Origin of the sequence: Streptomyces sp. CS113 (genome assembly GCF_002188365.1) — a bacterium.
Classification (GTDB): domain Bacteria; phylum Actinomycetota; class Actinomycetes; order Streptomycetales; family Streptomycetaceae; genus Streptomyces; species Streptomyces tendae.
Genome location: NZ_KZ195574.1, coordinates 1,364,857 through 1,390,313, shown reverse-complemented (window position 1 = coordinate 1,390,313; position 25,457 = coordinate 1,364,857). Strand labels below are relative to the sequence as shown.

22 protein-coding genes are annotated in these 25,457 nt (G+C 72.1%); 14 read left to right on the top strand and 8 right to left on the bottom strand.

Annotation, left to right across the window (positions count from 1 at the left end; all coding sequences use genetic code 11):
• The first annotated feature begins 34 nt into the window (after nucleotides 1-34).
• The 3 genes from B9W62_RS05990 (at nucleotide 35) to B9W62_RS05980 (ending at nucleotide 4,429) form a co-directional block, all read left to right on the top strand.
• Nucleotides 35-1,675, top strand: a complete 1,641-nt coding sequence (locus B9W62_RS05990) for a phosphodiester glycosidase family protein (RefSeq protein ID WP_087805884.1) — start codon at nucleotides 35-37, stop codon at nucleotides 1,673-1,675.
• A gap of 201 nt (nucleotides 1,676-1,876) precedes the next feature.
• Nucleotides 1,877-2,905 carry an alpha/beta hydrolase gene (locus tag B9W62_RS05985; RefSeq protein ID WP_087805882.1) on the top strand — a complete coding sequence of 343 codons (1,029 nt, stop codon included), beginning with the start codon at nucleotides 1,877-1,879 and terminating at the stop codon, nucleotides 2,903-2,905.
• A 177-nt stretch (nucleotides 2,906-3,082) separates the two neighbouring features.
• Nucleotides 3,083-4,429: a M64 family metallopeptidase gene (locus tag B9W62_RS05980; RefSeq protein ID WP_256976202.1), complete on the top strand. Its 1,347-nt coding sequence runs from the start codon at nucleotides 3,083-3,085 to the stop codon at nucleotides 4,427-4,429.
• Nucleotide 4,430: 1 nt separating this feature from the next.
• On the opposite strand, the gene B9W62_RS05975 is transcribed toward B9W62_RS05980, so the two are convergent.
• Both B9W62_RS05975 and B9W62_RS05970 read right to left on the bottom strand, forming a co-directional pair.
• Nucleotides 4,431-5,021 carry a pyridoxamine 5'-phosphate oxidase family protein gene (locus B9W62_RS05975; protein ID WP_087805880.1) on the bottom strand — a complete coding sequence of 197 codons (591 nt, stop codon included), beginning with the start codon at nucleotides 5,019-5,021 and terminating at the stop codon, nucleotides 4,431-4,433.
• Nucleotides 5,022-5,113: 92 nt separating this feature from the next.
• Entirely contained in the window at nucleotides 5,114-5,944 is an 831-nt protein-coding gene (locus B9W62_RS05970) for an alpha/beta fold hydrolase (RefSeq protein ID WP_256976751.1), read from the bottom strand.
• A gap of 195 nt (nucleotides 5,945-6,139) precedes the next feature.
• Between B9W62_RS05970 and B9W62_RS05965 the strand changes: the two genes are divergently transcribed.
• Nucleotides 6,140-6,553: a winged helix-turn-helix transcriptional regulator gene (locus B9W62_RS05965; RefSeq protein WP_087805877.1), complete on the top strand. Its 414-nt coding sequence runs from the start codon at nucleotides 6,140-6,142 to the stop codon at nucleotides 6,551-6,553.
• Nucleotides 6,554-6,592: 39 nt separating this feature from the next.
• Here B9W62_RS05965 and B9W62_RS05960 read toward each other — a convergent pair whose 3' ends face one another.
• Together B9W62_RS05960 and B9W62_RS05955 are read right to left on the bottom strand one after the other, a co-directional pair.
• On the bottom strand, nucleotides 6,593-7,822 hold the full coding sequence (locus tag B9W62_RS05960) for an NADH:flavin oxidoreductase/NADH oxidase family protein (protein WP_087805875.1): 1,230 nt from the start codon (nucleotides 7,820-7,822) through the stop codon (nucleotides 6,593-6,595).
• Complete coding sequence (locus B9W62_RS05955) at nucleotides 7,822-8,652, bottom strand: SDR family NAD(P)-dependent oxidoreductase (protein WP_087805873.1); 831 nt, start codon at nucleotides 8,650-8,652, stop codon at nucleotides 7,822-7,824. The genes B9W62_RS05960 and B9W62_RS05955 overlap by 1 nt, the downstream gene beginning before the upstream one ends.
• A 135-nt stretch (nucleotides 8,653-8,787) precedes the next feature.
• Between B9W62_RS05955 and B9W62_RS05950 the strand changes: the two genes are divergently transcribed.
• Together B9W62_RS05950 and B9W62_RS05945 are read left to right on the top strand one after the other, a co-directional pair.
• Nucleotides 8,788-9,219 carry a MarR family winged helix-turn-helix transcriptional regulator gene (locus tag B9W62_RS05950; protein ID WP_087805871.1) on the top strand — a complete coding sequence of 144 codons (432 nt, stop codon included), beginning with the start codon at nucleotides 8,788-8,790 and terminating at the stop codon, nucleotides 9,217-9,219.
• 238 nt (nucleotides 9,220-9,457) lie between these two features.
• On the top strand, nucleotides 9,458-10,723 hold the full coding sequence (locus B9W62_RS05945; protein ID WP_087805870.1) for a PQQ-binding-like beta-propeller repeat protein: 1,266 nt from the start codon (nucleotides 9,458-9,460) through the stop codon (nucleotides 10,721-10,723).
• A 1,071-nt stretch (nucleotides 10,724-11,794) separates the two neighbouring features.
• Here B9W62_RS05945 and B9W62_RS05935 read toward each other — a convergent pair.
• Nucleotides 11,795-12,598, bottom strand: a complete 804-nt coding sequence (locus tag B9W62_RS05935; RefSeq protein ID WP_087805868.1) for a hypothetical protein — start codon at nucleotides 12,596-12,598, stop codon at nucleotides 11,795-11,797.
• 262 nt (nucleotides 12,599-12,860) lie between these two features.
• Between B9W62_RS05935 and B9W62_RS40600 the strand changes: the two genes are divergently transcribed.
• The gene (locus B9W62_RS40600; RefSeq protein ID WP_256976201.1) at nucleotides 12,861-12,986 is read left to right on the top strand and encodes a hypothetical protein; all 126 of its coding nucleotides are present in this window, start codon (nucleotides 12,861-12,863) and stop codon (nucleotides 12,984-12,986) included.
• Between the two features lie 561 nt (nucleotides 12,987-13,547).
• Here the strand turns inward: B9W62_RS40600 and B9W62_RS40595 are convergent.
• Nucleotides 13,548-14,690, bottom strand: coding sequence for a hypothetical protein (locus B9W62_RS40595; RefSeq protein WP_256976200.1), 1,143 nt, complete (start codon nucleotides 14,688-14,690; stop codon nucleotides 13,548-13,550).
• Nucleotides 14,691-14,877: 187 nt separating this feature from the next.
• Nucleotides 14,878-15,327, bottom strand: a complete 450-nt coding sequence (locus tag B9W62_RS05925; RefSeq protein ID WP_179235371.1) for a nuclear transport factor 2 family protein — start codon at nucleotides 15,325-15,327, stop codon at nucleotides 14,878-14,880.
• A 126-nt stretch (nucleotides 15,328-15,453) separates the two neighbouring features.
• Here B9W62_RS05925 and B9W62_RS05920 point away from each other — a divergent pair, with 126 nt between their 5' ends.
• The 6 genes from B9W62_RS05920 (at nucleotide 15,454) to B9W62_RS05895 (ending at nucleotide 23,234) form a co-directional block, all read left to right on the top strand.
• Complete coding sequence (locus tag B9W62_RS05920) at nucleotides 15,454-16,980, top strand: hypothetical protein (protein ID WP_087805866.1); 1,527 nt, start codon at nucleotides 15,454-15,456, stop codon at nucleotides 16,978-16,980.
• A gap of 466 nt (nucleotides 16,981-17,446) precedes the next feature.
• Nucleotides 17,447-17,584, top strand: coding sequence for a hypothetical protein (locus tag B9W62_RS40100; RefSeq protein ID WP_160166093.1), 138 nt, complete (start codon nucleotides 17,447-17,449; stop codon nucleotides 17,582-17,584).
• 322 nt (nucleotides 17,585-17,906) lie between these two features.
• Nucleotides 17,907-18,461, top strand: a complete 555-nt coding sequence (locus B9W62_RS05910; protein ID WP_087805862.1) for a GNAT family N-acetyltransferase — start codon at nucleotides 17,907-17,909, stop codon at nucleotides 18,459-18,461.
• Between the two features lie 122 nt (nucleotides 18,462-18,583).
• Nucleotides 18,584-20,095: an ABC transporter substrate-binding protein gene (locus B9W62_RS05905; protein ID WP_087811764.1), complete on the top strand. Its 1,512-nt coding sequence runs from the start codon at nucleotides 18,584-18,586 to the stop codon at nucleotides 20,093-20,095.
• Between the two features lie 15 nt (nucleotides 20,096-20,110).
• Nucleotides 20,111-21,904, top strand: a complete 1,794-nt coding sequence (locus B9W62_RS05900; RefSeq protein WP_256976199.1) for an ABC transporter permease subunit — start codon at nucleotides 20,111-20,113, stop codon at nucleotides 21,902-21,904.
• Nucleotide 21,905: 1 nt separating this feature from the next.
• On the top strand, nucleotides 21,906-23,234 hold the full coding sequence (locus B9W62_RS05895) for an MDR family MFS transporter (RefSeq protein WP_256976198.1): 1,329 nt from the start codon (nucleotides 21,906-21,908) through the stop codon (nucleotides 23,232-23,234).
• A 291-nt stretch (nucleotides 23,235-23,525) separates the two neighbouring features.
• Here the strand turns inward: B9W62_RS05895 and B9W62_RS05890 are convergent, their stop codons facing one another.
• Nucleotides 23,526-24,311: a CDP-alcohol phosphatidyltransferase family protein gene (locus B9W62_RS05890; RefSeq protein WP_087805858.1), complete on the bottom strand. Its 786-nt coding sequence runs from the start codon at nucleotides 24,309-24,311 to the stop codon at nucleotides 23,526-23,528.
• 109 nt (nucleotides 24,312-24,420) lie between these two features.
• Here B9W62_RS05890 and B9W62_RS40095 point away from each other — a divergent pair, with 109 nt between their 5' ends.
• On the top strand, nucleotides 24,421-25,431 hold the full coding sequence (locus B9W62_RS40095; RefSeq protein ID WP_179235370.1) for a zinc-dependent alcohol dehydrogenase: 1,011 nt from the start codon (nucleotides 24,421-24,423) through the stop codon (nucleotides 25,429-25,431).
• Nucleotides 25,432-25,457: the final 26 nt, after the last annotated feature.

The window sequence follows — 25,457 nt, the reverse complement described above, 5'->3', positions numbered from 1 at the left end:
CGGTGTCCGTGGTCGGCGCGAGGCGGGACGACAGATGAAGAAGAGACTGTGGGCCACGGGTGCCGTTCTCGGCGTCCTCACGACGTGGGCCGCGCTCCCACCGTCCGCCGAGGCGTCCCCGCACCCGGGCGGACACCCCTCGGCGCATCGGCACGCACTGCCCCTGGGCCCCGCCGGCCTCCCGGAGACGCGCACCACGACCACCCTCCAGCCGGGCGTCACCCTGACCCGCATCGTGCGCGGGACCGCCCAGGACCCGGCGCTCCACTGGACCGTCGAGGTGTCCATCCCGGGCGGCGACACCTCCCCCGACCCCGATGCGCCGCCGACGGCGCTGAAGGACCGGGCGAGCGCCGACGAACTCACCGCCGACCTACGACGGGACGGCTTCGATGCCCGGGCGGAGGAGGTGAGGACGCCCGGAACGGCCGACTACCGGGGCGGCACCCTCGGCTGGCGGGTCCGCATCGGCACGTTCGACTCGCAGACCGCCGCGACGGCCGAACGCACCCGCCTGCGAGCGGCCGGCCACACCGGCTCGGCCGTCTACACCGGCTGGGACGGGGAGGCGACGGACCGCGGCCCGTGGCACGTCGACGTACTCACCATCGACCCGCGCACCTTCCGCGGCACCCTCGGCGCGTCGTACGGCCCGGACCTGGAGGGCCGTGAGACGACCACCGCACTCTCGGCGTCCGCCACCGCGACCGCCGCGGTCAACGCCGGCTTCTTCGTCCTCGACCCCAAGGCGGGCGCACCGGGCGACCCGGCCGGAGTGGGCGTCTACGACGGACGCCTTCTGAGCGAACCGGTCGCCGGGCGCCCCGGACTCGTCGTCCACGACAACGGCCGCCGCACGGAGATCACCCGCCTCACCTGGCAGGGCCGGATCACCGGCCGCGGCTCGTCCCTCCCCCTCGACGGCGTCAACCGCGTACCCGGCCTGATCAGGAACTGCGGCGGCGGAGCGGGCGACACCCCGACGCCGCTCCCGCTGCACGACGTCACGTGCACCGACCCCGACGAGTTGGTCACCTTCACCCCCGAATACGGCGCCCGCACACCCGGGGGCGAGGGCGTGGAAGCCGTGCTGGACGCCCACGACCGGGTCGTGGAACTGCGCTCACCGCGCGGCGGGACCATCCCGCCGGGCGGCAGCTCCGTCCAGGCGACGGGCGAACGCGTCGCCGGCCTGACCGCCCTGGCGCGGGTGGGCGACCACCTGGGCGTGAGCACGACCCTGCTGGACACCCGCGGTCGCCGGATCACCCCGTCCCCCCGCACCGACATCGTCAACGGTGGCCCGGAACTGGTCCGCGACGGCCGTATCCACGTCACCCCCGCCACCGACGGCATGGTGCACCCCGGCGATCCGAGCTGGTACTACGGCTGGGTCCACAAACGCAATCCGCGCACCCTGGCCGGGGTGGACGCCGCGGGCCGCACCGTCCTCGTCACCGCCGACGGACGCGGCACGGGCTCCCTCGGACTCAGCATCGGCGAGAGCGCCGAGGTCGCGAAGTCACTCGGCCTGCGTGACGCGGTCAACCTGGACGGCGGAGGCTCGACGACGATGGTGGCCGAGGGCGCCGTACTCAACTCCCCCTCGGACGCCGCGGGAGAACGCCCGGTCGGCGACGCGCTGCTGATTCTGCCGCACCGACACGGCACCTGACGGCACTTGACGACACCTGACGCGCCACCTGACGCCGCCTGACACGCCACCCGACCTGACCCGTCCCCACCCGACCCGTCCCCGACCCGCCAGGGCCGACCGTCGTACGAGCCACCGCCCCCTAACCGAAGCACCGCCCGCCCGCACCACCGCACCACCGCACCACTGCGCGACCAACAGCAACCCAGCCAGGGAGCCGCCGTGTTCGCGAACGTGCCCCATGTCCTCACCCCGCTGCGAGCCAGACTCCTCCTGGTCCTCGCCGTACTGCTGGCCGTCCTGGCACCGACCGCCCCCGGGGCCGTGGCCGCCGGGAAGCCGGAGACCGGTGCCGCCCGACCCGGCGCGGAGGTCGTCGCCGTCACCCGGGTCGCGGACCGGCAGGTCGACCTGTCGGTCCGCTCGACGGCCCTGGGCGGCCGCACGGTCGACGTCCGCCTGCTCACCCCGGACGGCTGGAACCCGTACGACCGGCGCCACCGGCGGCACTGGCCCACCCTCTGGCTCCTGCACGGCTGCTGCGGCGACTACACCTCGTGGACGAGCATGACGGACGTGGCGCAGACGGACAGCCTGCGCGACGTCCTGGTCGTGATGCCGGAGGCGGGCTGGAACGGCTGGTACAGCGACTGGTGGAACCACGGGCAGGGCGGCGACCCGGCCTGGGAGACGTTCCACACCAAGGAACTGCGCCACCTCCTGGAACGCGACTGGGGCGCGGGAAGCAACCGCGTCGTCGCCGGCCTGTCCATGGGCGGCCAGGGCGCCCTGCTCTACGCCGCCAGACACCCCGGGATGTTCAAGGCGACGGCGGCCTTCTCCGGTTCCGCCCATCCGCTCCTCAACGAGGAGTCGATCGACCGCATCATGGGCTTCTTCGCCGGCCAGGGCAACGACCCGCTCCGCGTCTGGGGCGACCCGGTCGCCCAACGCCGGATCTGGCAGGCGCACGATCCCTTCCACCTCGCCGCGCGACTGAGGTCGATCCCGGTCTACCTCTCCTGCGGCGACGGCACCACCGGCCCCCTGGACCCACCGGGCGCCACCAGCGCCCTGGAGGCCGACTTCAACCGCCAGAACCAGGCGCTCGCGGCAGAACTGAAGCGGGTGGGCGCGAGGCACGTCACCACCCACTTCTACGGCCCGGGTACGCACGGCTGGGCCTACTGGGAGCGGGAGTTGCACGCGTCGCTGCCGATGCTGCTGGGGGCGCTGAAGACCGGCGCCTGACCGGAGTCGCCGACGCCTGACCCGAGTCGCCCGCTGCGGGGCCGGACACGGTCCCGCAGCCCAACACCCCTTGCCAGAAGCTCTGTCGGCCCCTAACTTAAGTGCGCGGTTAACTCCAATTACGTTCTCAGTTACATCATTCGTCGTTCGGTCGGGGAGAGCTTCGTGCACATAGGCATGCGTAGATCCGCGGCGGCAGCCGTCCTCGCCCTCTCCGTCTCCCTGGCCGCGGTGCACACCGCGGGTGCCGCCGACGCGCCGACACCCGGCACCGGCTCGTACGTCGACGTCGAGTACTTCCCGGAGCCGGCCGGCGAGGGAGCACGGACCAGCGTCCCGACGGACAGCCCGCACACGCAACGGGCCCGGCCGGCCGCGTCCGACTCCCGGCAACGCGGCAGCGCCACCGACTCCGAGGACGGAGAGGTCGTCCCGCTCGCCGAGACCGGCCCGACCGCCGACCGCCTCGACGTCACCATCATCGGCGACGGCTACACCGCGGCGGAGCAGGACGACTTCCTCGAGGACGCCCGCACGAAGTGGGACGAGGTCACCGACATCGACCCGTACAAGAGCTACGAGGGCCTCTTCAACGTCTGGGCGGTGCAGGCCGTCTCCGAGGACTCCGGCGTCACCGGCGACCCGACCCGGGAGGTCGTCAGGAACACCGCGCTCGGCTCGTACTTCTGGTGCGGCGACACGGAGCGCCTGATCTGTGTCGACCTCGACAGGACGAAGACCTACGCGGACAAGGCCCCCGCGACCGACCTCGTCATCGTGGTCTCCAACTCCGCCAAGTACGGCGGCGCGGGCTACTCCGGTCTCGCGGCGGACTACGGCTACGACGGCGTCTCCACGCTCTCCTCCGACAACGACCGCTCCACCCTGATCGCCGCCCACGAGATGGCCCACTCCATAGGCCTCCTGGCGGACGAGTACCAGTACGCGGGCTACGGCGACTACCCGCACCCGGAACCGGCGTACCCCAACGCCTCGACGCTGACCGCGGATCGCATGGCCGCACAGCACACCAAGTGGGCGGCATGGCTCGGCGAGCCCGACCCGAGCGGTGGAGTGGTGGGCACCTTCGAGGGCGCCGACTACTACGAATACGGGGTCTACCGTCCCACGGAGAACTCCATCATGCGCTCGCTGAACACCGACCGGTTCAACCTCCCGGGCCGCGAGGCGATGATCGCGGGCTTCTACCGCTCCGCCAACGCCCTCACCCCGCTGCGGAACACCGCCGTCAAGGCCACCCGCTTCACCCGGCTCTCCGTCGAACTCGCCGACCTGGGCCCGGGCACGGGACTCTCCCGTCCGCAGCTCCGCTGGTACGTCGACGGACGCGAGGCGCGACAGGCCCGCGGCAGGACGTCGGTCCTTCCGGCGGCCCTCGGCGTCCCGTCCGACCGGCGCACCCACCGGGTGACCGCCACGGTGGTCGACACGACGACCGCCGTCCGCAGCCGCGCCGTACGGGACCTCACGTCCAACTCGGCGACCTGGACGGTGAGTCGGTGACTCAGAAGCTCCACCGCGTGTGGCTGTAGACCCCGTCGTCCCGGCCGAACCCGTACGCGGTGACCGGGGCCACCGCGAACAGCACATCGTCCGAGCGCCGAATGGCGTCCCCGATGCCGTGGAAGGTGCCTTCGGCCGAGGTGATGTGCGCCCCGTACTTCGCCTCGAACGCCGCGATCACCTCCTCCAGCACCGCGGGGTCGCCGACCGGTTCGGCCTCGCCCTCGACGACGAGGTCGAACCCCTCGGTGAGCGAGTTCCCGCCCGTGAGCAGCGCGCAGTGCGCATCGCGCGCGAGATTCCGGGCCTTCTGCTCGCCCGGTCCCGTGGAGAAATACAGCACACCGTCGTGCCACGCCGCGATCACCGGCGTGATGTGCGGCCCGCCGCCGGGCCGCATCGTGACCGCCCAGTAGATCTCGGCCGCCTCCGTCCGCCGCCGGGCCTCGGCCCACTCGGTGGCGGTGACGTCCGCGGCGCCGGGACGGGGATGGAGTGCGGAGCTGTAGCGGGCGTCGAGCTCGGTCGTCGGCCGCTCGGTCCTGGGCCGGTCGGTCGTGGGCTGCTCGGCGGCAGGTCGTTGCACGGACATGGGGGGCTCCTTGCTCTCTTGTCCGTTACGACTGCCGGCCGGGCCGGAAATCATCGGTGGGCCGGACGGGCGTATGTCCGACGCCGCGATCCTCAACCCCTGGCGGGCGAGCCGTCGGCACCGGGCCTCGGGTCGAGGAACGGTTCGAGCAGGCCGAGCAGCGCAGCGGGACGGTGCAGCGGGATGATGTGCCCGCAGTCCTCGATCACGTGGCCGACGAGGTGATCGGCGACCGGACGCAGCTGCCGTTCGAGGGCCCGGCCCACCGGACGAGCGCCGACGGCCATCGTCGGGACGGTCAACCGCCCGCCGGCGACGGCGCCCGCGATCTGCTCGCCGCTCGCGGGCAGCGCCCGGTAGTACGAGAAGGCGCAGCGCAGGGCGTCGGTCCCGGTGTACGCCCGTACGAAGGCGTCCCGGACAGCGGGATCGACACCCTCGCCGAGGGACCCGGCGCCCAGGAACCAGTCGACGTACTGGGCCTCGTGCCCGGTCAGCACCGTCTCCGCGAGACCGGGCACCGCATGGAAGCCGAACCACCAGGGCGGCCCCTGCGCGAGGAATTCCTCCGCCCCCGGCAGTCCGCCCAGCAGTGATTCCATGACGACGAGCCGACTGACGAGGTCCGGCCGGCGCATGGCGAGCAGGAACGCGGGCGGGGTTCCGGCATCGATGCCGACGACGGCCGCCGAGGGCACTCCGAGGGCGTCCAGCAGTGCTTCCGCATCGCACGCGAGCGTGCCCGCGTCGTAGCCGTCCGCCGCACGCGTGCTGGCCCCCGCACCTCGCAGGTCCGGCGCGATCACCCGGTGGCGTGAGGCGAGGGGCCCCATGACGCGGGTCCACAGCTGCCAGGTGTGCGGGAAGCCGTGCAGCAGGAGCACGGCGGGGCCCTCGCCGTACAGGGCCACGTTGATGTCGATGCCGTTGACCGCGACCCGCCGGAGTTCGACGTCGTCGAGGGGACGGGGATCGGAAGGGCGGGGCCGGGGCGAGGTGACGGGTGCGGGCACGGGGAATCCCCTTGTCGGAGCGGTTACCAATGGTGACAACAAAACGGTAGGTAACTATGCTGGCGTAGCCAAGACCGCACTTCTGCCACAGGTGGTGAGCCGCAGGTGACCTCCTCCTCGACGTCGAGGGCGTCGCGATCCCCGGACGGTGCTCGGGGAGACCTGTTCGACCCGCAGTGCCCCACCCGTCGCCTCCTCGACCGGATCGGCACCAAGTGGACGTCCATGGCCGTCAAGGTGCTGGCCGAGGCATCCCCGGAGGAGGTGCGGTTCGCCGAACTGCAGCGCAGGATGCCCGGCATCTCGCAGAAGATGCTGTCGGCCACCCTCCAGGGCCTCACCCGCGACGGCCTGGTCGGCCGCAGGGTCGAGGCCACCGTCCCGCCGCGCGTGTACTACCGGCTCACCCCGCTCGGCCTGACCCTGGAGGAACCGCTGGCCGCACTCCGTGAGTGGGCCGAGACACACATGGGCGAGGTGGACCGCGCCAACCGGCGGAGCGAGGGGTACCGGGCATGAACGGGGCGCGCCGTACCGCGTGCTCCCCGGGACGCGTCCTCACGCGGTCCGACGCCACGCGAGGTAGCCGCGTCGCCGCCGTCCGCGGACGAGCCGTTCGAGGACCAGGGCGACGGCGGGGGAGTAGGGCGGCCTGGACGACTTGCCATGGCCCAGACGGGCGAGCCGGCGCGAGGTGAGGGCCTGAAGGGCCGCGGCGGCCAGCGTCTTGTTCCGCACCCGGGTGCGGGGCGGTTCGGCCCGTGCGTCGCGCCCGGCGAGCCACTGCCCGGGCAGGGCGGGGTCGATCGCCAGCGCCGTGGCCAGCCCCACCACGTCGACCCCGGAGTCGATCACCTGCTGGGCGACCGCGCGCCGCCGAATGCCGCCGGTCAGCATCAGGGGTAGCGGCGAGGAGGCGAGGAGCTGTTCGGCGAGTGCGAGGAAGTACGCCTCGCGGGCAAGGGCGCGGCCGTCGGCCGGAAAGCCGGCGGTGGCCAGGCTCTCGATGCTGCCGCCGGACAGCTCGACCAGGTCCGCCCCCGCGTCGGCGAGCATTTTGATCACGTCCCGCGCGTCATCGGTGTCGAAGCCGCCGCGCTGGAAGTCGGCCGAGTTCAGCTTGACGGCGACCGCGAAGCCCGCACCGGCCCGCTCGCGGACCGCGCCCACGACGTCGAGCAGCAGCCGGGCGCGGTCGGGGAGGCCGCCGCCCCAGCGGTCGTCGCGCCGGTTCACCAAGGGCGAGAGGAACTGGGAGAGGAGGTAGCCGTGCGCGGCGTGGATCTCGACTCCGTCGAAGCCGGCCTCCCGCGCCCGCCGCGCGGTCACGGCGAACCGCTCCACGGTCTCGTCGATCTCCAGGGCGGTCATGGCACGGGGTGTGGGGTACATGCCGGACAGCCCGCCCACGTCGATCGGCACCGCGGACGGCGCCCAGGTGGTGCGGGCGAGATCCTTGGGGACGACGCGCCCCGGGTGGTTGATCTGCATCCAGACCTGCCCACCCGCGGATTGCCCGGCCGCCGCCCAGTCCCGAAAGGGGGCCAGCGGTGTGTCCCGCTCCAGCACGACGTCGCCGGGCTGGGCGACCGCCCGCCGGTCGATCATGACGTGGCCGGTGATCAGAAGCCCGGCGCCTCCCGCCGCCAGACGGCGGTAGAGCGCGGTGAGCGCGTCACCGGGCAGTTGCCCCGGCGCGGCCAGCAACTCCTCCGTCGCCGCCTTCGCGATCCTGTTGGGCAGCACGGCACCGCTGCGCAGCCGCAGCGGCTCGCTCAGCAGGGTCATCACCGCTCCTGTGCGGCGGCGGGGTCGAGATCGCCGGCCTGGTGGAATCCCAGCCGGCGGTTGAGGGTGCCGGTGAGGCGCGTGACCGTGGTGCGGGGAAGCACTCGCGAGGCCCAGACGCCGGCGCGCTGGGACGCACGCCCGGGAAAGGAGACGGCCCGGCCCCGGGCGAAGTCGTCGAGCGTCCTGGCGGCCACATCGGCGGGGTCGTCCGTGAACTTCGGATTCATGGACGCGGTCGTACGGTCGAAGAACCCGGTGGCGGTGGCTCCCGGGTGGGCCGCCATCACCCGTACACCGGTGCCGCGGACCTCCTCGGCGACCGCCTCGGTGAACGAGAGCACGAACGCCTTGGTCGCGGCGTAGCTCGCCTGGTACGGCATGGGCTGGAAGGCGGCGGTGGAGGCGATGTTGACGATGCCGCCGCGGCCGCGCTCGACCATGCGGGCACCCAGCAGGTGGACCAGTCCGACCAGCGCGGTGACGTTCACGTCGACGGACCGCAGGTTGGGCGTGAGGGGACGGCTGAAGAAGGGCCCCACGGCCCCCATCCCGGCGTTGTTGACCAGGAGATCCACATCCAGACCGAGCTCGTCGACGGCATCGACGACCCGCTGCGGCGCCTGCCGGTCCGACAGGTCCGCGGCGATCACGTCGACGCGGACGGAATGCGTGGTCCGGATCTCGTCGGCGAGGGCGTGCAGCGCGTCGGCCGAGCGGGCGACCAAGATCAAGTGCGCGCCCCGGGAGGCGAGTTCGCGTGCGTAGGCCTCGCCGATCCCCTTCGACGCGCCGGTGACCAGGGCGGTGGTGTTCGTGTATGCGTGCATGGGTGAGCGCTTCCTGTGCGACGGGAAGAAGACATGGAACGGCCCGCGAAGGATCGACCAGATGCTTCGAGTCTCGAACCAATTGACTCCAACATACACTTCGAGCCTCGAAGTAAATAGGCGTACGATGCGTCCATGACGCGAAGCACCCTCGAGGCGGCGGTGGCGGCGAACCACGAGCTGTTCATGCGGACCAGCGACCGGATCGAGGCCGTCCTGGCGGAGCACGGCCTGACCCACGCGACCGCCCAGGCCCTCTGGGCCATCGACCCGGACCAGGCACCGCCCTCGATGAAGACCCTGGCCGGCCGCCTGTACTGCAACGCGCCCAACCTCAGCTTCGTCATGAACCAACTCACCGACCGCGGCCTCGTCGAACGCTCCCCGGACCCCGCAGACCGCCGCTCACGCGTCGTGGCCCTGACGGAGGACGGGCGCCGGGTGCGCTCCGCGGTCATCGACGCCACGCTGGCGCTGACCCCGTTCACACGGCTGGGGGCCGACGAGCTGCGCCAGCTGGTGGACCTCCTGGGGAAGGCCCTCGCTCCGGCTGCTGAGGAAGGCTGAGGAAGCCTGAGGAGGCCTGAGCCCACGCGGGACGGCCGCCCGCGACACCGTCGTGAGTTGATCGGCGACGAGTTGTCTCGATTGCTTCACGGTGCTGTCGCGGTTGGGATCTGACGGTGTGAGCGTGCGGGGGAGCCCGGCTAACGTTCCTGGTCGCAGAGGCGTACGTCAGTGTGTTCGGTACGGCGTGGGCCTTCCTGGCGGATTCCTGCACCGACCAATCACGGGGGTACGGCACATGACCATGCGAGACGTCACGTCGGACGGCAGAACACCTGCGGTGTCCGGCTTCCCCTCCCGGCGACGTGTACTGCGGTGGGCAGGCGGCGGTCTGACTCTGGCGGCGCTGACCGCCGGTACGGTGGGCTGCGAAGACGACGCCGTGGACGTCGAGGACCCGGGTAACGCCGGCGGTGACGAGCCGGGCGGTGGCAAGGAGGCCGACGCCGACGGGAACGGGAACGGGCAGGCTCCCGAACCGCTCTGGACCAAGCCGACCTCGGCCGAGACCTACGGCGACAACGACGAGCTGGTGGCCGCGGGCGGCGTCGTCATCGCCAGCGGCAGTCCACTGGCCGCCCTCGACGCCGCGACCGGCGAGCAGAAGTGGTCCCTGCCGGGCGGTGCGGTCCCCGGCGCACCCCTGCTGCTCAGCGAGGACACCCTGTACCTGGCCAGCAGCGAGTACGACGGCTCCGTCATCGGCTACGACCCGGCCTCCGGCAAGGAGACCTGGCGCAGCCGGCTGGGCAAGGAGTACCGGCAGCCGCGGCCGATCGCGGTGGACGGCGAGCAGGTGTACGTCATCGCCGAGATCCTCGAGGACGACGGCTCGTCCAAGACCAACGTCATCGCCGCGCTCAACAGCTCCACGGGCAGGGTCGCCTGGAAGGAACAGCGTGATGTCGGCACCGAGCAGAACGGCATCCACGCCGCCGTCCGGGGCCGACACCTCGTCTACACCGACTTCAAGAAGAACCTCACCGTGCGCGACACCGCCGGGGGCGGGCAGGTCTGGACGCACAAGACGACCAAGACGAACTACGGCTTCTTCACCGTCCACCAGGACCTGGTCATCGTCCCCCAGGGGAGCGCCCTCCAGGCGTTCAACCTGGCCGACGGCAAGGAGAAGTGGACCCTGGAAGCGTCGGACGGGGCGCTCTTCAGGGAACCGGCGGTACTGGAGGACGTCCTCTACGTCGCCGACAGCGTCAGGGTGATGCGGGCCATAGACCCGCGCACCGGCAAGCAGCTCTGGAAGTCCGAGGCCCTGGCGGACGCGGGCCTCCAGGTGCTGCGGCAGTACGTCAAGGCGGGCGACACCCTCTACGGCGCCACGGACCTGGACAAGCAGGGCGGCATCATCGCCATGGACGCGAGCACCGGCGCGGTGCGCTGGACGTTCAACGACAAGACAGGCGACTACCACGCCTGGCTGGTGGCCACCGACGGCAAGCGCGTCTTCGCCCTGCACGGGAAGAAGCTGCACGCGCTGCCGGTGTGAGACGCGGGCAGGATCCCTTGGAAAGCCCCGCCCAGCACCGGGCGGGGCACCGAGAGGGGTGCCAACTGGCCATCACCGAGCTGTCGGTCACCCTCATCAGCGAAAACCCTGACCCCCCCGCGCAACGACCTGCGCAACCTCGACGAGACGGTGCAGAGCGTCCGCGAGGTCGGCCTCATCACCCCGATCGCCGTCGCCACGGTCGACGCCTACCTGCGCAACCGGTCGGACCGGGCAGGCGACCTCGACGACGGGGCGCAGTACATCGTCGTCGACAGCCGGCCAAGCGGCTGGGCATCCGCAGAACACCATCTCCAGCAAGCTGTCCCTGCTGAAGGTCGCTCCCGAGCTGCAGAAGGACCTGGTGACCGGGGCGCGGAAGGTGGAGCGCGTCGGCAACCTCGGCAATCTGTGCGCCGAGGAGCAGCGGGCCAAGGCTGACGAACGGGCGGAAGCGACCCGGAAGAAGGCGGAGGCGCGGAACCGGCAGGTCGTCGAGCGCTCAGGGAGCCCCGCCGATCATCACGGCGTGATACTCCCGGAGACGCCCGCCGACCATGCCACCACTTCGCCGGTTACGGCGTCGGCCACTTCACCGGTGCCAACGCCTCGGCCCAGCGCGCCCGCACTGCCCACCGAGCGCGAGCAGGTGGGCTCCGAGGCCATCCCGGAGCCGCGTGCCGGGGCAGGAGAGCTCGGCCCGCGAACGCAGAAACGGCGGAGCCGAAGCAGCCGAACCGACTCCCCGGCGACGACGCCTTCTACTGCGTTCACCATCTGCACAAGAAGATGACGCCCGAGACGTCCGTCCAAGGGACCCGGGTGTGCATGGACATCCTGCGAGACCAGCGCCCAGAGCAGTACAAGGCCCTGCTTGCGGAGCTGATGGCCCAGCAGGTAGCCCTACTCGACGGTCACAGCAGCCAGGTGCACAACGCGGCCTCCAGCCCGGACGGAGCCACTACGCGCCCAGGGAAAAGGTGGGGGAGTGGGCCGCGGGTCGGTGCCCGGCCCACGGCGTCCAGGCCATGGGAGACGGTCTTCAGTCGCCAGGACCCTCTCCGCACTTCGTCAGTACGCCCCGATCGACCAGAAGACTCCCACCTCGTCATCGGTCACTGCGATCAGGCCCAGTTCCTCGAAGAGGCAGAGGCCGTCGACGTACTCGGAGGTGAGGAAGCGGTGGGATTCGGTGCCCTGAAGGCCCGCCGCGAGGAAGTCCGCACCCGGGTCGGAGGCGGCGGTCTTCGCGTTGGTCCAGTAGCGCGCGGCGGGGCCGTAGCGGCCGAGCAGGGTACGGGCGTCCGCCAGCACGGAGTCCCGGTTCGGGCGGGCGCGGACGGGAGCGGGTTCCGACTGCCATTCCTCGGCCATGATCGCGAGCGCGGCGACCGCGGCCTCCGCCTTCAGGGGGTACAGACGGCTGGGCAGCACTGACGCGTCCGGAGGGTCGAAAGGGTACGCAGGTACCGCGTGACGGGCAGTGTCGGTGCATTCCCAGCTCAGCCGGATCCAGCCTCGGGGGTCGGGGACCGACCGGTGCAGCACGGCGCGGACGTCGTGCGCCCAGTCCTCGTACCGCCGAGGGCCAGTGGCGACGAAGACGTTCGTGTCGTCGAGCAGCCGCAACGCCGCCGCGTTCCACGGGCACCGGCGGGAGCGGAACTCCGCCAGCAGGCTGCCGACCTGACGGAGGAAGGCGTCGTTCGGCTCACGGGGGAGGCTCTGGAGCTGGGCGAGAGCCCAGCGGGCGAGTTCGCCTCCTTCGCTTGCTGCGGGGCGGAGCGGTCCCGGCGGGGGGTCTGTTCTGCCCCACAGAGCCGCCAAGTACGCATCGAGCAGATCCAGAGCGGCCCGGTCGGAGGGAGGGGTCATCTCGCCACCCTATGGGGCTTCTTCGAACACACCGATCGAGGTGATCGGCTGTGCTTCCGCCTGGGCAGGGATCCGCGCCCCCCGTCCGCGTGGATTTGCGATCTGTTGGTCATCCACAGCCCACGGCCGGCGTGGGATCAAAGTGGGACCCTCGCGGAAAGCCGCGGCCTCCGCACCGGGGGGTCCGCCCGAGCACGGCCGACCGCTGAAAACGGGAACCCCGGGCCCCGGCAGAGGCGTACTTGAGCCGTACGCGGCCCTGTTGCGCCACACCGAAGCGGCACTGCGCCGATTGACCTCCACCCCCGAACGCACGAACGACGCCGAGCAACTCGTCCTCGTGGCCGCCCACGCGGCCGCGATCTGGACGGTTCTCTTCGGAAGTTGAGCATGCAGTGAATAGTGAGCTTTCCTGGTAGAACCTGGCAGGGGGCATGGGTCACCGATGGACTTCGCGGACCGAGTGCATCGGCGCCTGTGACCGGCCAACGCAAGGGAAACGTACGCGAAGGCACGGAAGGCCTGGATGTGGTTCTGCGCGACGCAGGGGTTTCCCGAACTGGAGGCCACACGCGGTGCGGAGGTGGGCCGAGAGGACCAGGCGCAAGTGCGGACGACGCTGGATGCGGCAGCCGTGGAACTACTGAAGGCCGGGGGAGCGGCGCGGCCGGGGCCAGGTCCCCGCGGCCGAGCCAGGTCCCCGACCTGTACCGGGTGGCGAGGGCCTGCCAAGACACCCTTGCCGGCGCCCCGGGACACGGCACTCGTCCTGACCGGCTTCCACTACGCCTCGCGTGCCCAGGACTCCGGCTTGGCGATTCGCTTCATCCGCCTCGACGGGATGCCACCTCATGGCCAACCGCCTTGGCAGCGACATGACCAAAGCCACCAAGCAGGCTGTCGTGAACATCGACCCGCGTTTGGCGCGGGGCCGGGATCTCGCAGTCGCTCAGTCCCGACTGCACCGCTTCTGAAGCTCCGTGAGGATCGCCTTCTCACGGGAGTTGAGGTCACCGTCCACGGTGGCCACCCGATGCGCCGCATCGACGACGTCGCTGAGGTCGCCCGGCTCGGCGTCCACCCGCTTCCACACCTCGGCGGGGTCGACGTCGACGACCTGCGCGAACCTCTCGTCGACCACCTCGTGCCTCTCCCGGACCGACCTCACCAGGTGCCGCATCAGCAGCGCCTCGTCGTCGGCGATCTTGGCCTTCGCGTTCGCCCTGATGACGAGCCACGCGACCCACAGCATCAGCTGCGGGTGCCGACTGCGCTCGCTGATCCCTGCGGCGAGTTCGATCACCCGCGCCTCGTTGCGGAAGACGGCCCGCGCATGCCGGCCGGCGACGAGCGTGGTGTAGCGGTTCAGCAGGACGGAGAGGGGGACGCCGACCAGCGGGATGCCGATCTTGATGACGTTGCGTTGCAGGAGGTGCTTTCCGACGACGGGCAGCGCCCTTCCGGCGGCGAGTACGGATTTCGAGTAGAAGCGCTTGATCAGTGGCCGCATCATGACCGGGACCGCCTTGGACACGGTCTTGTTGGCCACTTCGCCGCTCTTGATGGTGAGGGCCACGCGGATGAGCTTCCACAGGTCGTCCGGGTCGTGCACGTCGAGTGGGACCCGGTAGAGCACGGCGATGTCGTAGGCCAGGCGGAGCTGGAGCTGGGTGACGAACGCGACGTCGACCGTCACGGTCGCCACGGCCGCGGGGACTGTCGCCGGTGAGGCACCCCCGAGACTTCCGATGGTGGCGGCGACGGCTGCCGTGTAGGCGCCGGCGGAGAGCCCGCCTTCGAGCGCGGCGTACCGGGCCGCCATCTTGATCCGCTGGTCCACGATGACATCCGCGGGCACACCCGCGTACCGGTCCTGGAAGTACTGCCAGTCGACCTTCTCGGTGTACGTGTTCATGGCGTGAGCGGCGAGCTTGGTGAACCAGCCGCCCGACTTGATGTCGTCCCCGCTCAGCCCCTTCACGAAGTCCTTGATCGCGGCCTGCTCCTGCTCGACGACCTTCCGGTCGGCGGCGTCGTCGGCTTGCTCGGTGTCGGTGTCGGTGTCGGCAGCGTGCGTCGGCGCGTCTTTCACGGTGAGTCGTCCCCCCAGAATGTTCCGCGGTCGACCTGGCTGCCGGGTGCGTGCCCCGGCCCGCCGTCTCCGCGCGTTGCTTTGGCGAGCGGCACGACAGCCACTCGACGTCCTCCCCTTGAGGTGAAACCTTAACGGGCGAGGGCAGCGAGTGGACGCCGCTTTCGGCGCCGACCAGGAGGCTTCCTCAGTCTGTCGGGGTCGGCACGGCGCAGGCGTCGGCGATGGCCCGCGTGTCCCAGTAGAACGGCCGGACCTCGGTGATCCGCCCGTCCTTGACCGTGATCGTCTGCACGATGGGGAAGTCGAGTTCACGGCCGGTCGCGCGAGCGCGGGCATGGACCTGGGTGAGTACGACAGCGGTCGCACCGGTGGCGAGGAACTGCTGCTCCACCATGTCGAACGACTCCCACACCTCTCCCATCCTGAGGAAGAACCGCGCCATGCCCTCGTGCCCTCGCCACGTGCCCCCGTACGGCAGAGCGGCTGCCTGGTGCAGTTCGACGTTTCGCGCGAAGAAGGGGGCGAGCAGATCGAACGAGGCCTCACCGGGGCCTCCGGCCGCCAGGTACTCCGCCTCAGCCGCGTACATGCCGGTGAGAACCGTCGCTGATTCCGTAAGGGATGACATCGTCATGGCACCAGCTTGCGCACCGCGACACGAGGGCGCTGGCGGCGATCGGACATCGTTGTGCGACGGCGTTCGACCCCTCCGCAATCCGCCCCACATGCCTGGTCAGGGGGTGGTGCTACTTTCCGCGGCATGACCGATCGCGCGCTACGGCTGCTGCGGCAGGACCGCCGCCTGGCCGAACTGACCGCCTTCCCCTTCGACTTCGACCTGGACCGCGCGGCGCACGGCCATGGAGAGGAGGTCCGTCTCGCCTCGGGCGGTCCATTGGAGACGGTGGCCGGGGACGACACCGGCGGTACGTACTTCGTGTGCGCGGACGGCTCGGTGCTCTACGCCGATTCGGACGGCGCCGCGGGGATCATCGGGTCCAGCGTCGACGAGGCCCTGGAACTCATGATCGGCCTGCCCTGCTGGCGCGACTGCCTGCTGCTGTCGCCCGACGACGGTGAGGAGAAGATCCTTGCGTACGTCACGGAGACCGAGGAAGGGATCCGTGAGCACTACGGAATCGACGAGAAGCGGGCCGAACTCCGCGCGGCGCTGGGCTTTCCGGAACGTTCCCCGGTCGTGCTGGTGAGCAGACTGCGTGCCGCGCTGCTGCGCACCGAACCGGACTTCGTCCTGCTCAACGCGGATGAGGGGTGTGCGTACGAGTTGTTGGGCCCGGCCGGGCCTCCAGTGTGGGAGCGTGTGCTCGCGGCGGGCCGTGCCGATCTCGCCCGTCTGCGGGACGGTGACCGCACGGCTTGGCGTGCAGTCGCCGATGACCCGGTCCGGCGCCGGGCCACCCTGCGGGCCGCGCAGTTCGACCGTGGCGAGAGCGATCTGCCGCTGCTGCGGCATCTGCTGCGGCACGAGACGCGGTCGTCGATGACGGACGAACTGCGGCTGGCGGCCGTGTTGGTGGGGCTGCATGGGGATACGGGAGATCTTCCGCTGCTGCTCGACGTCCGCGAGACGGACTTCGACACGGCGTGCGGGCTGAGCGGTATGCCCGAACCGGGTTCGAGCGCGGACGAGTTGCGCGCGTGGGCGCGGGAGCTCGACGCCTCGATGTTCGGAACCGACCCGTCGGACGAGCCGGTCTCCACCTGGGCCGACCTGGCGCGGGACCAGGGGATGACGGAGCTCGCGCGGGTGACGCTGATCCGCGAACTCGACAGCATCGTCATGGACCAGAGCAGACTCCGCCGCCCCGATGCGCCCCGCGCCCTGTCCACGGCTCCGCTGAGCGGACTCTCGTGGGACTTCGAGGAACTCGGCGACCTTACCCAGGCGCTGCGCGCCCAGCGCCTGTACGCCGCCCTTCAGGAGCGGGCATGGGACCGGGCCTCGGCCCGGCACACCCTCGCCCGCCTGGCGCGGGAGGCGGGCCGGCTGTCGGAGGCGGTGGACAGCCTGACCGCCGTGCGCGAGGCCCTGGCCACCCCGGGCGACGATTCACTGCGCCACTGGCAGCGGGTCAACTTCGGTCGCTTCATCGCCGAGGAGCACTACCGGCTCACGCTCGCCTTGGCCGACGCGGGCCGCACCGAGGAGGCTCGTGCCCTCCTCACCGCCGCCGACGCCGTACTCGACGAACTCTCCCGCAGCGCCGCCGACGGCGTTGGGGAGCTCGCCGAGCGGGCCGCTGCACGCGTGCGGGAGGTTGATTGAGGAAGTCGGTACCGCGTCCGGTTAAGTGCCGACGTATCGCGCGAACCACCGAGGCATTCGTGATGCAGAGGTCCCAACTCTCGTGCTGTCGAACTCCCGCAGCACGACCTTCAGCTCATTTCCTGTGTACCTCGCGAGGTTTCACGTCAAAGACCTGAAGGTCCGTCCCGTCCAGGGCCAGTAGCTCCAGGGTGCCGATCCCGGTACCGGCGGGGTCGCCGCCCTGAACTGCTACAAGAAGCTGGCGAAAGGTGCCACGAGGGACAACCTCTCAGTCATGAATTCAGCAGGTTATATGATTATCGGCTCGAAAATGTTGCGCCGTTTCGGGCATCACACCAGCGTGATCTCATAGATAGCACCGCGGCACGATTCCTCGGCGGTCTCCCATCTCGAGTACCCGGGTCCTGAGATGAGGGACGAGGCCCTGGCCCTCTGCCAGGAACATCGAGAGGAGAAGTCGCATATGCGCGAGAAGAGGGGGTGGCGCAAGTTCCGCGCGGGCTGCGTCATCGTGGCGGGTGTCATGACGGCCACCTACTGGACGCTGCGCACCATGCAGGCGGGAATCGACCTGTACGGGGCCGTCGGCCCCTGGGCGTGACGGCCCAGGAAACCGACGGCCGACCGAAACGGTGGGGTCCCGGACGGGAGGGATGCCGGAAGGGGCCCCGCTGCGGAACGGTTCACGGGGACGGGCGGACGGACGACGTCCACGTCGCCATTGGGTCGGCCGAGTGCAGGCTCGCTCAGCTCTCCGAGCCGCCGGACACCTTGGCGCACGCAGCGCCCTGTAGTTACCGGGATGGAGCCGGTCGGGACATCCATGTCCCGCGGCCCTCCATGCCTGCCGGAGGCTGCACCACGGTGCCGCTGTCCGTACCCCGTCTGATCTGGGCGAACACCTTGCTGCATATGATGTGCAAGTGCGCACCACCGACTACACCATCAGGACCGCCACCCCCGCCGACGTAGCCCCCGCTCGAGCCGTCATGCTCGACACCGTCTACCGCGACTTCGGGACCGGCTACGTCCCCCGCTGGCACGGCGACATCGTCGACCCGGCCGGGGCCTATCTGACCCCCGCCCGGCACACCCTGCTCGTCGCTGTCGCCGCGGACGGCGAGGTCGTCGGTACCGGGGCCCTGGACTCCCGGGGGCCCGCGCACCCCCCGAACCCCGTGCACGTCGCCGAGCGGTATCCCTCCGGGGTGACCGCGCAGCTGCGGCGGGTGTACGTGCGGCCCGAGCACCGGCGGCACGGGATCGCGCGTCGGCTTGTCGACGAGTTGCTGGCGTTCGCCTCGGCCGACGGCGGGTATCGGGCCGTCTATCTGCACACCGACCCCGCCGTCACCGGGGCCGAGCCCTTCTGGCGGTCGTTGGCCAAGGTGGTGCACGACGAGCGGGAGGACGCCGGGGGCGGGCAGGGCATCGTGCACTTCGATGTGCCCCTGGCGGGACGGCCCGAGGCCCGGTAGGCGTGAAAATCGTTTCCATGTAGGCTCCCCGTGCGATTCGTGCCAACGCCTACCCGCCGTCCGCCGCACTCCTGACCGACGAACTCCACGTGTCCGTCCCGAACCTGATCGATCCGAGGACCATGCGCTCCCACCGCCGCTCCCGGCTGCTCGCCCCCTTCCTGCTCGTCCCGCTGATGGCAGGCTGTTTCGCATCCGGAGGCGGCGACGACTCCGGATCCGGCGGCAAGGACGGTGACGGTGACGGCGCCCGTCTCCGGGTCGCCCTCGCCTTCCCGCCCGCCGAGAACCTGTCGCCCTACGGTGCCGACGCCACGCTGCTCAGCCGCCTCGGCGTCACCGAGGGGCTCACCGCGCTGGACGCCAACGGGTCCGCCGCCCCCGCGCTCGCCGAGTCCTGGCGCCGCGACGGGGAGAAGACCTGGGAGTTCACCCTGCGCGACGCCACCTTCCAGGACGGTGGGGAAGTGACCCCCGCCGCCGTGGCCGAGTCCCTCGCGCACGCCACCGACGCCGAGCCCGCGCCCGCCGCCCTCGCCGGTGTCGACCTCCGCGCCGAGGCGAGCGGTGACCGCGTGGTCCGGGTCACCACCGCCGAGCCCGACCCCGTGCTGCCGCTGCGGCTCTCCAGCCCCAGCCTCGCGATCCTCTCCAAGGGCGCGTACGCGAAGAGCGAGCGCGTCGACCCCGTCGGCCACGCCACCGGGCCCTTCGAGCTGACCGAGGTCAACGGCGCCACCTCCGCCTCCCTCGACCGGTTCGACGACTACTGGGGCGGCCGCGCCCAGGCCTCCGGCATCGACGCCCGCTTCATCGCCGACGGCACCGCCCGCGCCAACGCCCTGCGGACCGGCGAACTCGACATCGCCGAGGCCGTGCCCGTCGCCCAGGCGGCCTCCCTGGACAAGAAGACCCGGCGCGACACCGCCACCACCCGGACCACCAGCCTGCTGCTCAACGCCTCGTCCGGGACCTTCGAGGACGCCGGACTGCGCGCCGCCGCCCGGGGCGCGCTCGACACCTCGGTCTTCGCCGAGGACGTGTACGAGGGGTACGCCGACCCGGCCGCCGGCGTTTACGGTCCCGCCGTCACCTGGGCGGAAGGGAAGCGGACCGCGCCCGTCGGGCGGGCGGCGGCCAAGAAGGCCGGCGGTGCCACCGTCCACCTCGCCACCTACGACAACCGGCCCGAGCTGCCCGAGGTCGCCCAGGTGGTCAAGCAGCAGCTGGAGAAGGCCGGGTTCACCGTCAAGCTCACCGTGCGGGAGTACTCGCGGCTCGAAGGCGATGCCCTCGACGGGAAGTTCGACGCCTTCGTGCTCGCCCGGAACACCCTCCTCGACACCGGTGACCCCGTCGCCGTCCTCGCCAGCGACTACACCTGCGACGGCGGCTTCAACATCGCCCAGCTCTGCGACAAGGGCGTCGACCGTGCCGTCGCCGGCGCCGAGAAGATCGCCGACACCGCGAAGCGACAGGACGCGGCCATGGCCGCCGAGGCCCGCATCCTCGGCAGCGACGCCGTCGTGCCGCTCGTGCACCAGCGCATCATCACCGGCGTCGCCGACTCCGTGCAGGGCGTGATCCTCGACCCGTACGAGCGCACCCTCGTCGGCACCGGCACCCGGCGCTGAACCGTGTGGCAGCGGGTGGCCGGCGCCGGATGGCGGATATTCGTCGCGGTCGGGCTGGTGTGCGGGGTCGGGCTGCTGCCCTGGCTCACCAGCACCGACCCCGCGTACACCGTCCTCAAGGCGCGGTCCGCCGAGCGGGAGCCCACGCCCGAGGTGCTCGCCGACATCCGGCGGCAGCTTGGGATCGACGGCGGGCCCCTGCACGTCCTCACCGACTGGCTGGCCGGGCTGGTGCGCGGGGACGCCGGGCAGTCGTGGATCTCCGGCGGTGACGTACTTCCCGACGTGCTCCAAGCGCTCGGTGCCTCGCTGCTGCTCATGGGTGTCGCACTGCTCGTCGCCGTTCTCACCGCCTCGGTGATCTGCGCGCGCACCCTGCGGCTCGGGGCCCGGCGGCGGCTCGGCGGGCGGCGCGGGGGCGGGAGCCTGTCCGCCGTCCTCGCCTCGCTGCCCGAGTTCCTCGTCGCCTCCGTCCTCGCCACCGTCGTCGGGGTGCAGCTGGGGTGGCTGCCCGCCCTGGGTTGGTACGGGCCGCAGTGGACCGTGCTGCCCGCGCTCGCCCTCGGGCTGCCCGCGGGCGCCGTGCTGGGGCGGCTGCTCGACGATCTGCTGCCCGGCGCCTTCGGTGAGCCGTGGGCGCTGGCCGCCGCGGCCCGTGGGCTGACCGGGCGGTCCATCGCCCGCCAGGCCCTGCGGCGGTGCGTGCCCGCGTTGCTGCCCAACCTTGGGCTGTTCGTCGTCGGGCTGACGGGCGGGGCCGTCGCCGTCGAGCAGGTGTTCGACATTCCGGGGCTCGGGCGCACCACCCTTCAGGCCGCCCTCGCGCAGGACCTGCCCGTCCTCCAGGCCGGGACCCTCGCCCTCGTCCTGCTCGCCGCGCTCGCCACCGGCGCCACGCGCGTCGCCGCCCGGCTGCTCACCGGGCCCGCGCTGCGCGACGGCGCCCTGTCCTCGCTGCACCGGCCCACCCCGCCCGCCGGGCGAGTACTGCCGCTCCTCTACGGCGCCCTCCTGCTCGCCGTCGTGGCGTTCGGGCTCGTCCGCGATCCGCTCGCCCTCGACACGGGGCAGCGGCTGCGGGCGCCCTCCCTCGACCATCCCTTCGGCACCGACGCCCTCGGGCGCGACCTGCTCGCCCGGGTCGGCCACGGGGCGCTGGACACGCTGCTCCTCGCCGCCGCCATCAGCGCCGCCGCCCTGCTCGTGGGCGTACTGCTAGGGCTCGTGCCGCGAGTCTCCGCGCCGCTCGTCGACACGGTCAACGCCGTGCCGCCGGTGCTCGTCGCGCTGCTCGTCACCGCCGTCGCCGGGAGCGGGGCGGCCACCCCCGCGCTCGCCGTGGGCGCCGTCGCCTGGGCGCCGCTCGCCGCGCACACCTCCTCCCTACTGCGCCAGGAGCGCGCCACGCTGCACATCACCGCCACCAAGGGGCTGGGCGCCGGGCGGGTCCATCTGCTGCGGTACGAGCTGCTGCCTGCCGTGGTGCCGCCGGTCCTGCGGCACGCCCTGCTGCGGCTGCCGGGTGTCGCCCTCGCGCTCGCCTCGCTCGGCTTCCTCGGCCTCGGCGCCCAGCCGCCGTCCCCCGAGTGGGGCCTGCTCCTCGCCGAGAACCAGCCCTACGCCGAGCGCGCCCCCTGGGCCGTCCTCGCCCCCGCCGCCGTACTCGCCCTGCTGGGCGCGCTGGCCGTCAGCACCGCGGGCGGGCTGCGCCGACGGCCGGCGAAACCGGTCCCCGGCAAGACCGGGGCGGCCGGGCCCGAGCGGCGGTCCATGGCCGGGACGGAGCGCGAACCGGCCGGAGTCCGCTGACATGACCACCGACTCCGCCTACAACTCCGCGTCCAGCTCCAACGCTGAGTCCGCCTCCGCTTCCGAGTCCGCCGCCGACTCCGCCTCCAGCGGGCGGTTCAGGCGGGCGCCAGGCCGTCGTGCCGTCCCGCCCACCCGGCTCTCCCCGTTGCTCCGGCTGCTCATCCTCACCCAACTCGCCTTCAACGTCGGCTTCTTCGCCGTGCTGCCCTTCCTCTCCGAGCACCTCGGGCAGTCCGTCGGCATGGCGGGATGGCTGGTCGGGTTCGTGCTCGGGCTGCGGACCTTCAGCCAGCAAGGGCTGTTCGTGGTCGGCGGGGCGCTCGCCGACCGGTACGGCATCCGGCCCGTCGTACTCGCCGGGTGCGCGCTGCGGATCGCCGGATTCGCCTGGCTCGGGTTCGCCGAGCGGACCTGGGCCGTCGTCGGTGCCGTGCTGCTGATCGGGTTCGCCGCCGCGCTGTTCTCGCCGGCCGTCGAGTCCGAGGTCGCCCGGCAGGCCGTCGTGTGGGAGGAGGCAGGGGGCGGGGACCGGACGCGGGTGCTCGCGCTGTTCACCGTCGCCGGGCAGGCCGGTGCCTTCGTCGGGCCGCTGCTGGGGGCGCTGCTGCTCGCCGTCGACTTCCGTACGGCCTGCCTCGCCGGGGCCGGGGTCTTCGTGCTGGTCCTCGGCGGGCACGCGTGGCTGCTGCCGCAGCGCATCCCCGGCCGGGTCCAGGTCCGGATGAAGGGCGGGGCGCGGCTGGTACTGCGCAACCGGCGCTTCCTCGCGCTGTGCTGCGCCTACGGTGCCTACCTCCTTGCCTACAACCAGCTCTACCTCGCCCTGCCCGCCGAGGTGGAGCGGGCCGCCGGTTCGCAGGCGCCGCTGGCCTGGTTGTTCGCCCTGTCGTCGCTGCTGGTGGTGACCGCGCAGTTGCCGGTGACCCGGTGGGCGGGGGAGCGACTGGCGCCGCGCCGGTCGATGGTGGCGGGGCTGGTGCTCATCGCCGTCGGGTTCGCCGTGGTCGGGCTCGCGCGGCCCGCGGGGTGGACGGGGACGGGTGGGCTGGTGCCCGCCGCCGGGTTCGTCGTCCTCCTCACCCTCGGGCAGATGCTCGTCGCACCCGTCGCCCGCGCCTGGGTGCCGGACCTCGCGGAGGAAGGGCGGCTCGGGCTGTACACCGGGGCGCTGTCCTCGGTCTCCGGGATCGTGGTGCTGGCCGGCAGCTCGGCGACCGGCCTGCTGCTGGACACGGGGCTGCCGGTCGCGGTGCCGTGGCTGGTGCTGGCCGCCGTACCGCTCGTGGCGGTGGGGACGCTGCCCGGGCGGCGGTGCCCAGCGCCCTGACCCGTCCAGCGGAGTTCCCGCCACCCGGGAGACCGGCCGCTGACGACAGGGCCTGGCGTCGCAGCGTGGCCACCGTCTCGTCGAAGAGGCGCTCGGGATCCTCCGCGCCGCCGGAGCGGTACCACGCGTCGACGCCCGCGTCGAAGCAGGCCAGGGCGCGGTAGGCCTTCGTGTTTCACCCGCCGCCGCACCGTCCTGATCGGCGGGCTGATCTCGGCGCGTTCCTCGGGGCCGGTCGGCGCGGCGGCCTGGCCGGGCCCGCCGGTACGGCGCGCGAGGAGCCGTACGGACTCAGCGGGCGACGAGTTCCCGCATCGCCGCGGCGGGCGCCGAGGGGACCCGCGACCGGCGCCACAGCCACCGCACGTCCCGTCCGAACGACCACACCAGCAGGGCGAGTGCCACCGCCGCCACCCCGGCGTTGGCCGTGCGCGGCAGGAGATCCGCTCCCGCCAGGAGCAGCAGCACGCCCTGGAGCGCGGCCACCGTCTTGCGGGCCGTGCTCGGCGGCAGCGGGGCGGTCAGCCACGGCCACACCCGGGCCGCCGCCACGAACACGTACCGCATGGCGCCGATCAGCAGCACCCAGGGGCCCAGGTCCATCGCGACGTACACGCTGAGCACCAGGATGAGGAACGCGTCGACCTCCATGTCGAAACGCGCGCCCAGCGGTGTGGACGTGCCGGTGCGGCGGGCGACCTTGCCGTCCACCCCGTCCAGGATCAGGGCCACGGCGGTGAGGCCGACGAGGAGGGAGACGGGCGGCGCGTCGCGGAAGGAGTCGGCGACCAGGGCGGTGACCCCGCCGACCAGGGTGGCCCGCCCGAGGGTGACCCGGTTGGCCGGGCCGAACACCGGCAGCCGGGAGCGGTGCAGGGCCCGGGAGAGCACCGCCCAGCTCGCGAACGCGAACGCCAGGCCGGTCAGCCAGCCCGCCGTGCCCATGCCGAGCGCGGTGCCGAGCAGCGCCAGGAGCAGGAGCTGGGCGCCCGCCCCCACCGCCGTCTCCTGCTGAACGGACCTCGCGGAACAGGCGTCGTACGCGCCGTCCGTGTGGTTCAGGTTGATCAGGGCCACCGAACATCCTCCGGCCGTGTGACAGAGTCGATCAACGCCGCTACCTTGTGCGCGGCTTGTGCATCCCTCGGTACGTGAGTGGCTTCCCGATCGTTCAGGAGGACTTCCGATGACACGCATGGCACGTGCCTTCTGGCTCGAAGCGCCGGGGCGGGGCGCGATCCGCGAGGTGGAGCTGCCGCTACCGGGCGCGGACGAGGTGCTCGTGCGCTCCCTCTTCAGCGGGGTCAGCCGTGGCACCGAGACCCTCGTCTTCGGCGGCCGGGTGCCCGAGAACCAGTACACGGCCATGCGCGCGCCGTTCCAGGACGGCGACTTCCCCGGGCCGGTGAAGTACGGCTACCTCAACGTGGGTGTGGTGGAGGAGGGGCCGGAGCGACTCGTCGGGCGCACCGTGTTCTGTCTCCATCCGCACCAGACGCGGTACGTCGTCCCGGCCGCCGCGGTCACCCCCGTGCCCGCGGAGGTCCCCGCCGGCCGGGCCGTGCTGGCCGGCACCGTCGAGACCGCCGTCAACGCCCTGTGGGACGCGTCGCCGCTGGTCGGCGACCGGGTCACCGTGGTCGGCGGCGGCATGGTCGGCTGCTCGGTCGCCGCCCTCCTCGCCCGGTTCCCCGGTGTCCGCGTCGAGTTGGTCGACGCCGACCCGGCCCGCGCGGAGGTCGCCGAGGCGCTCGGCGCCGGTTTCGCCTCCCCGGGCGAGGCCGCCGGGGACCGCGATCTCGTCGTGCACGCCAGCGCGACGGAGGCGGGACTCGCCCGGTCACTGGAGCTGCTGCGGCCCGAGGGCACCGTCGTCGAACTGAGCTGGTACGGCGACCGGCGCGTCGCCCTGCCGCTCGGTGAGGCCTTCCACTCCCGGCGCCTGACCCTGCGCGGCAGCCAGGTCGGCACCGTCTCCCCGGCCCGCGCCGCCACCCGCACCTACGCCGACCGGCTCGCCCTCGCCCTCGAGCTGCTCGCCGACCCGGCCCTCGACGCACTCGTCACCGGGGAGTCCGCGTTCGCCGAACTGCCGGACGTGATGCCGCGATTGGCCTCCGGCGAGATCCCCGCACTGTGCCACCGGATCCGCTACGACGGGGAGGACACCGCAACGGGCGCCCGCAGTACTGCCTGACCTTGCGGAAAGACGTACGGGCGACT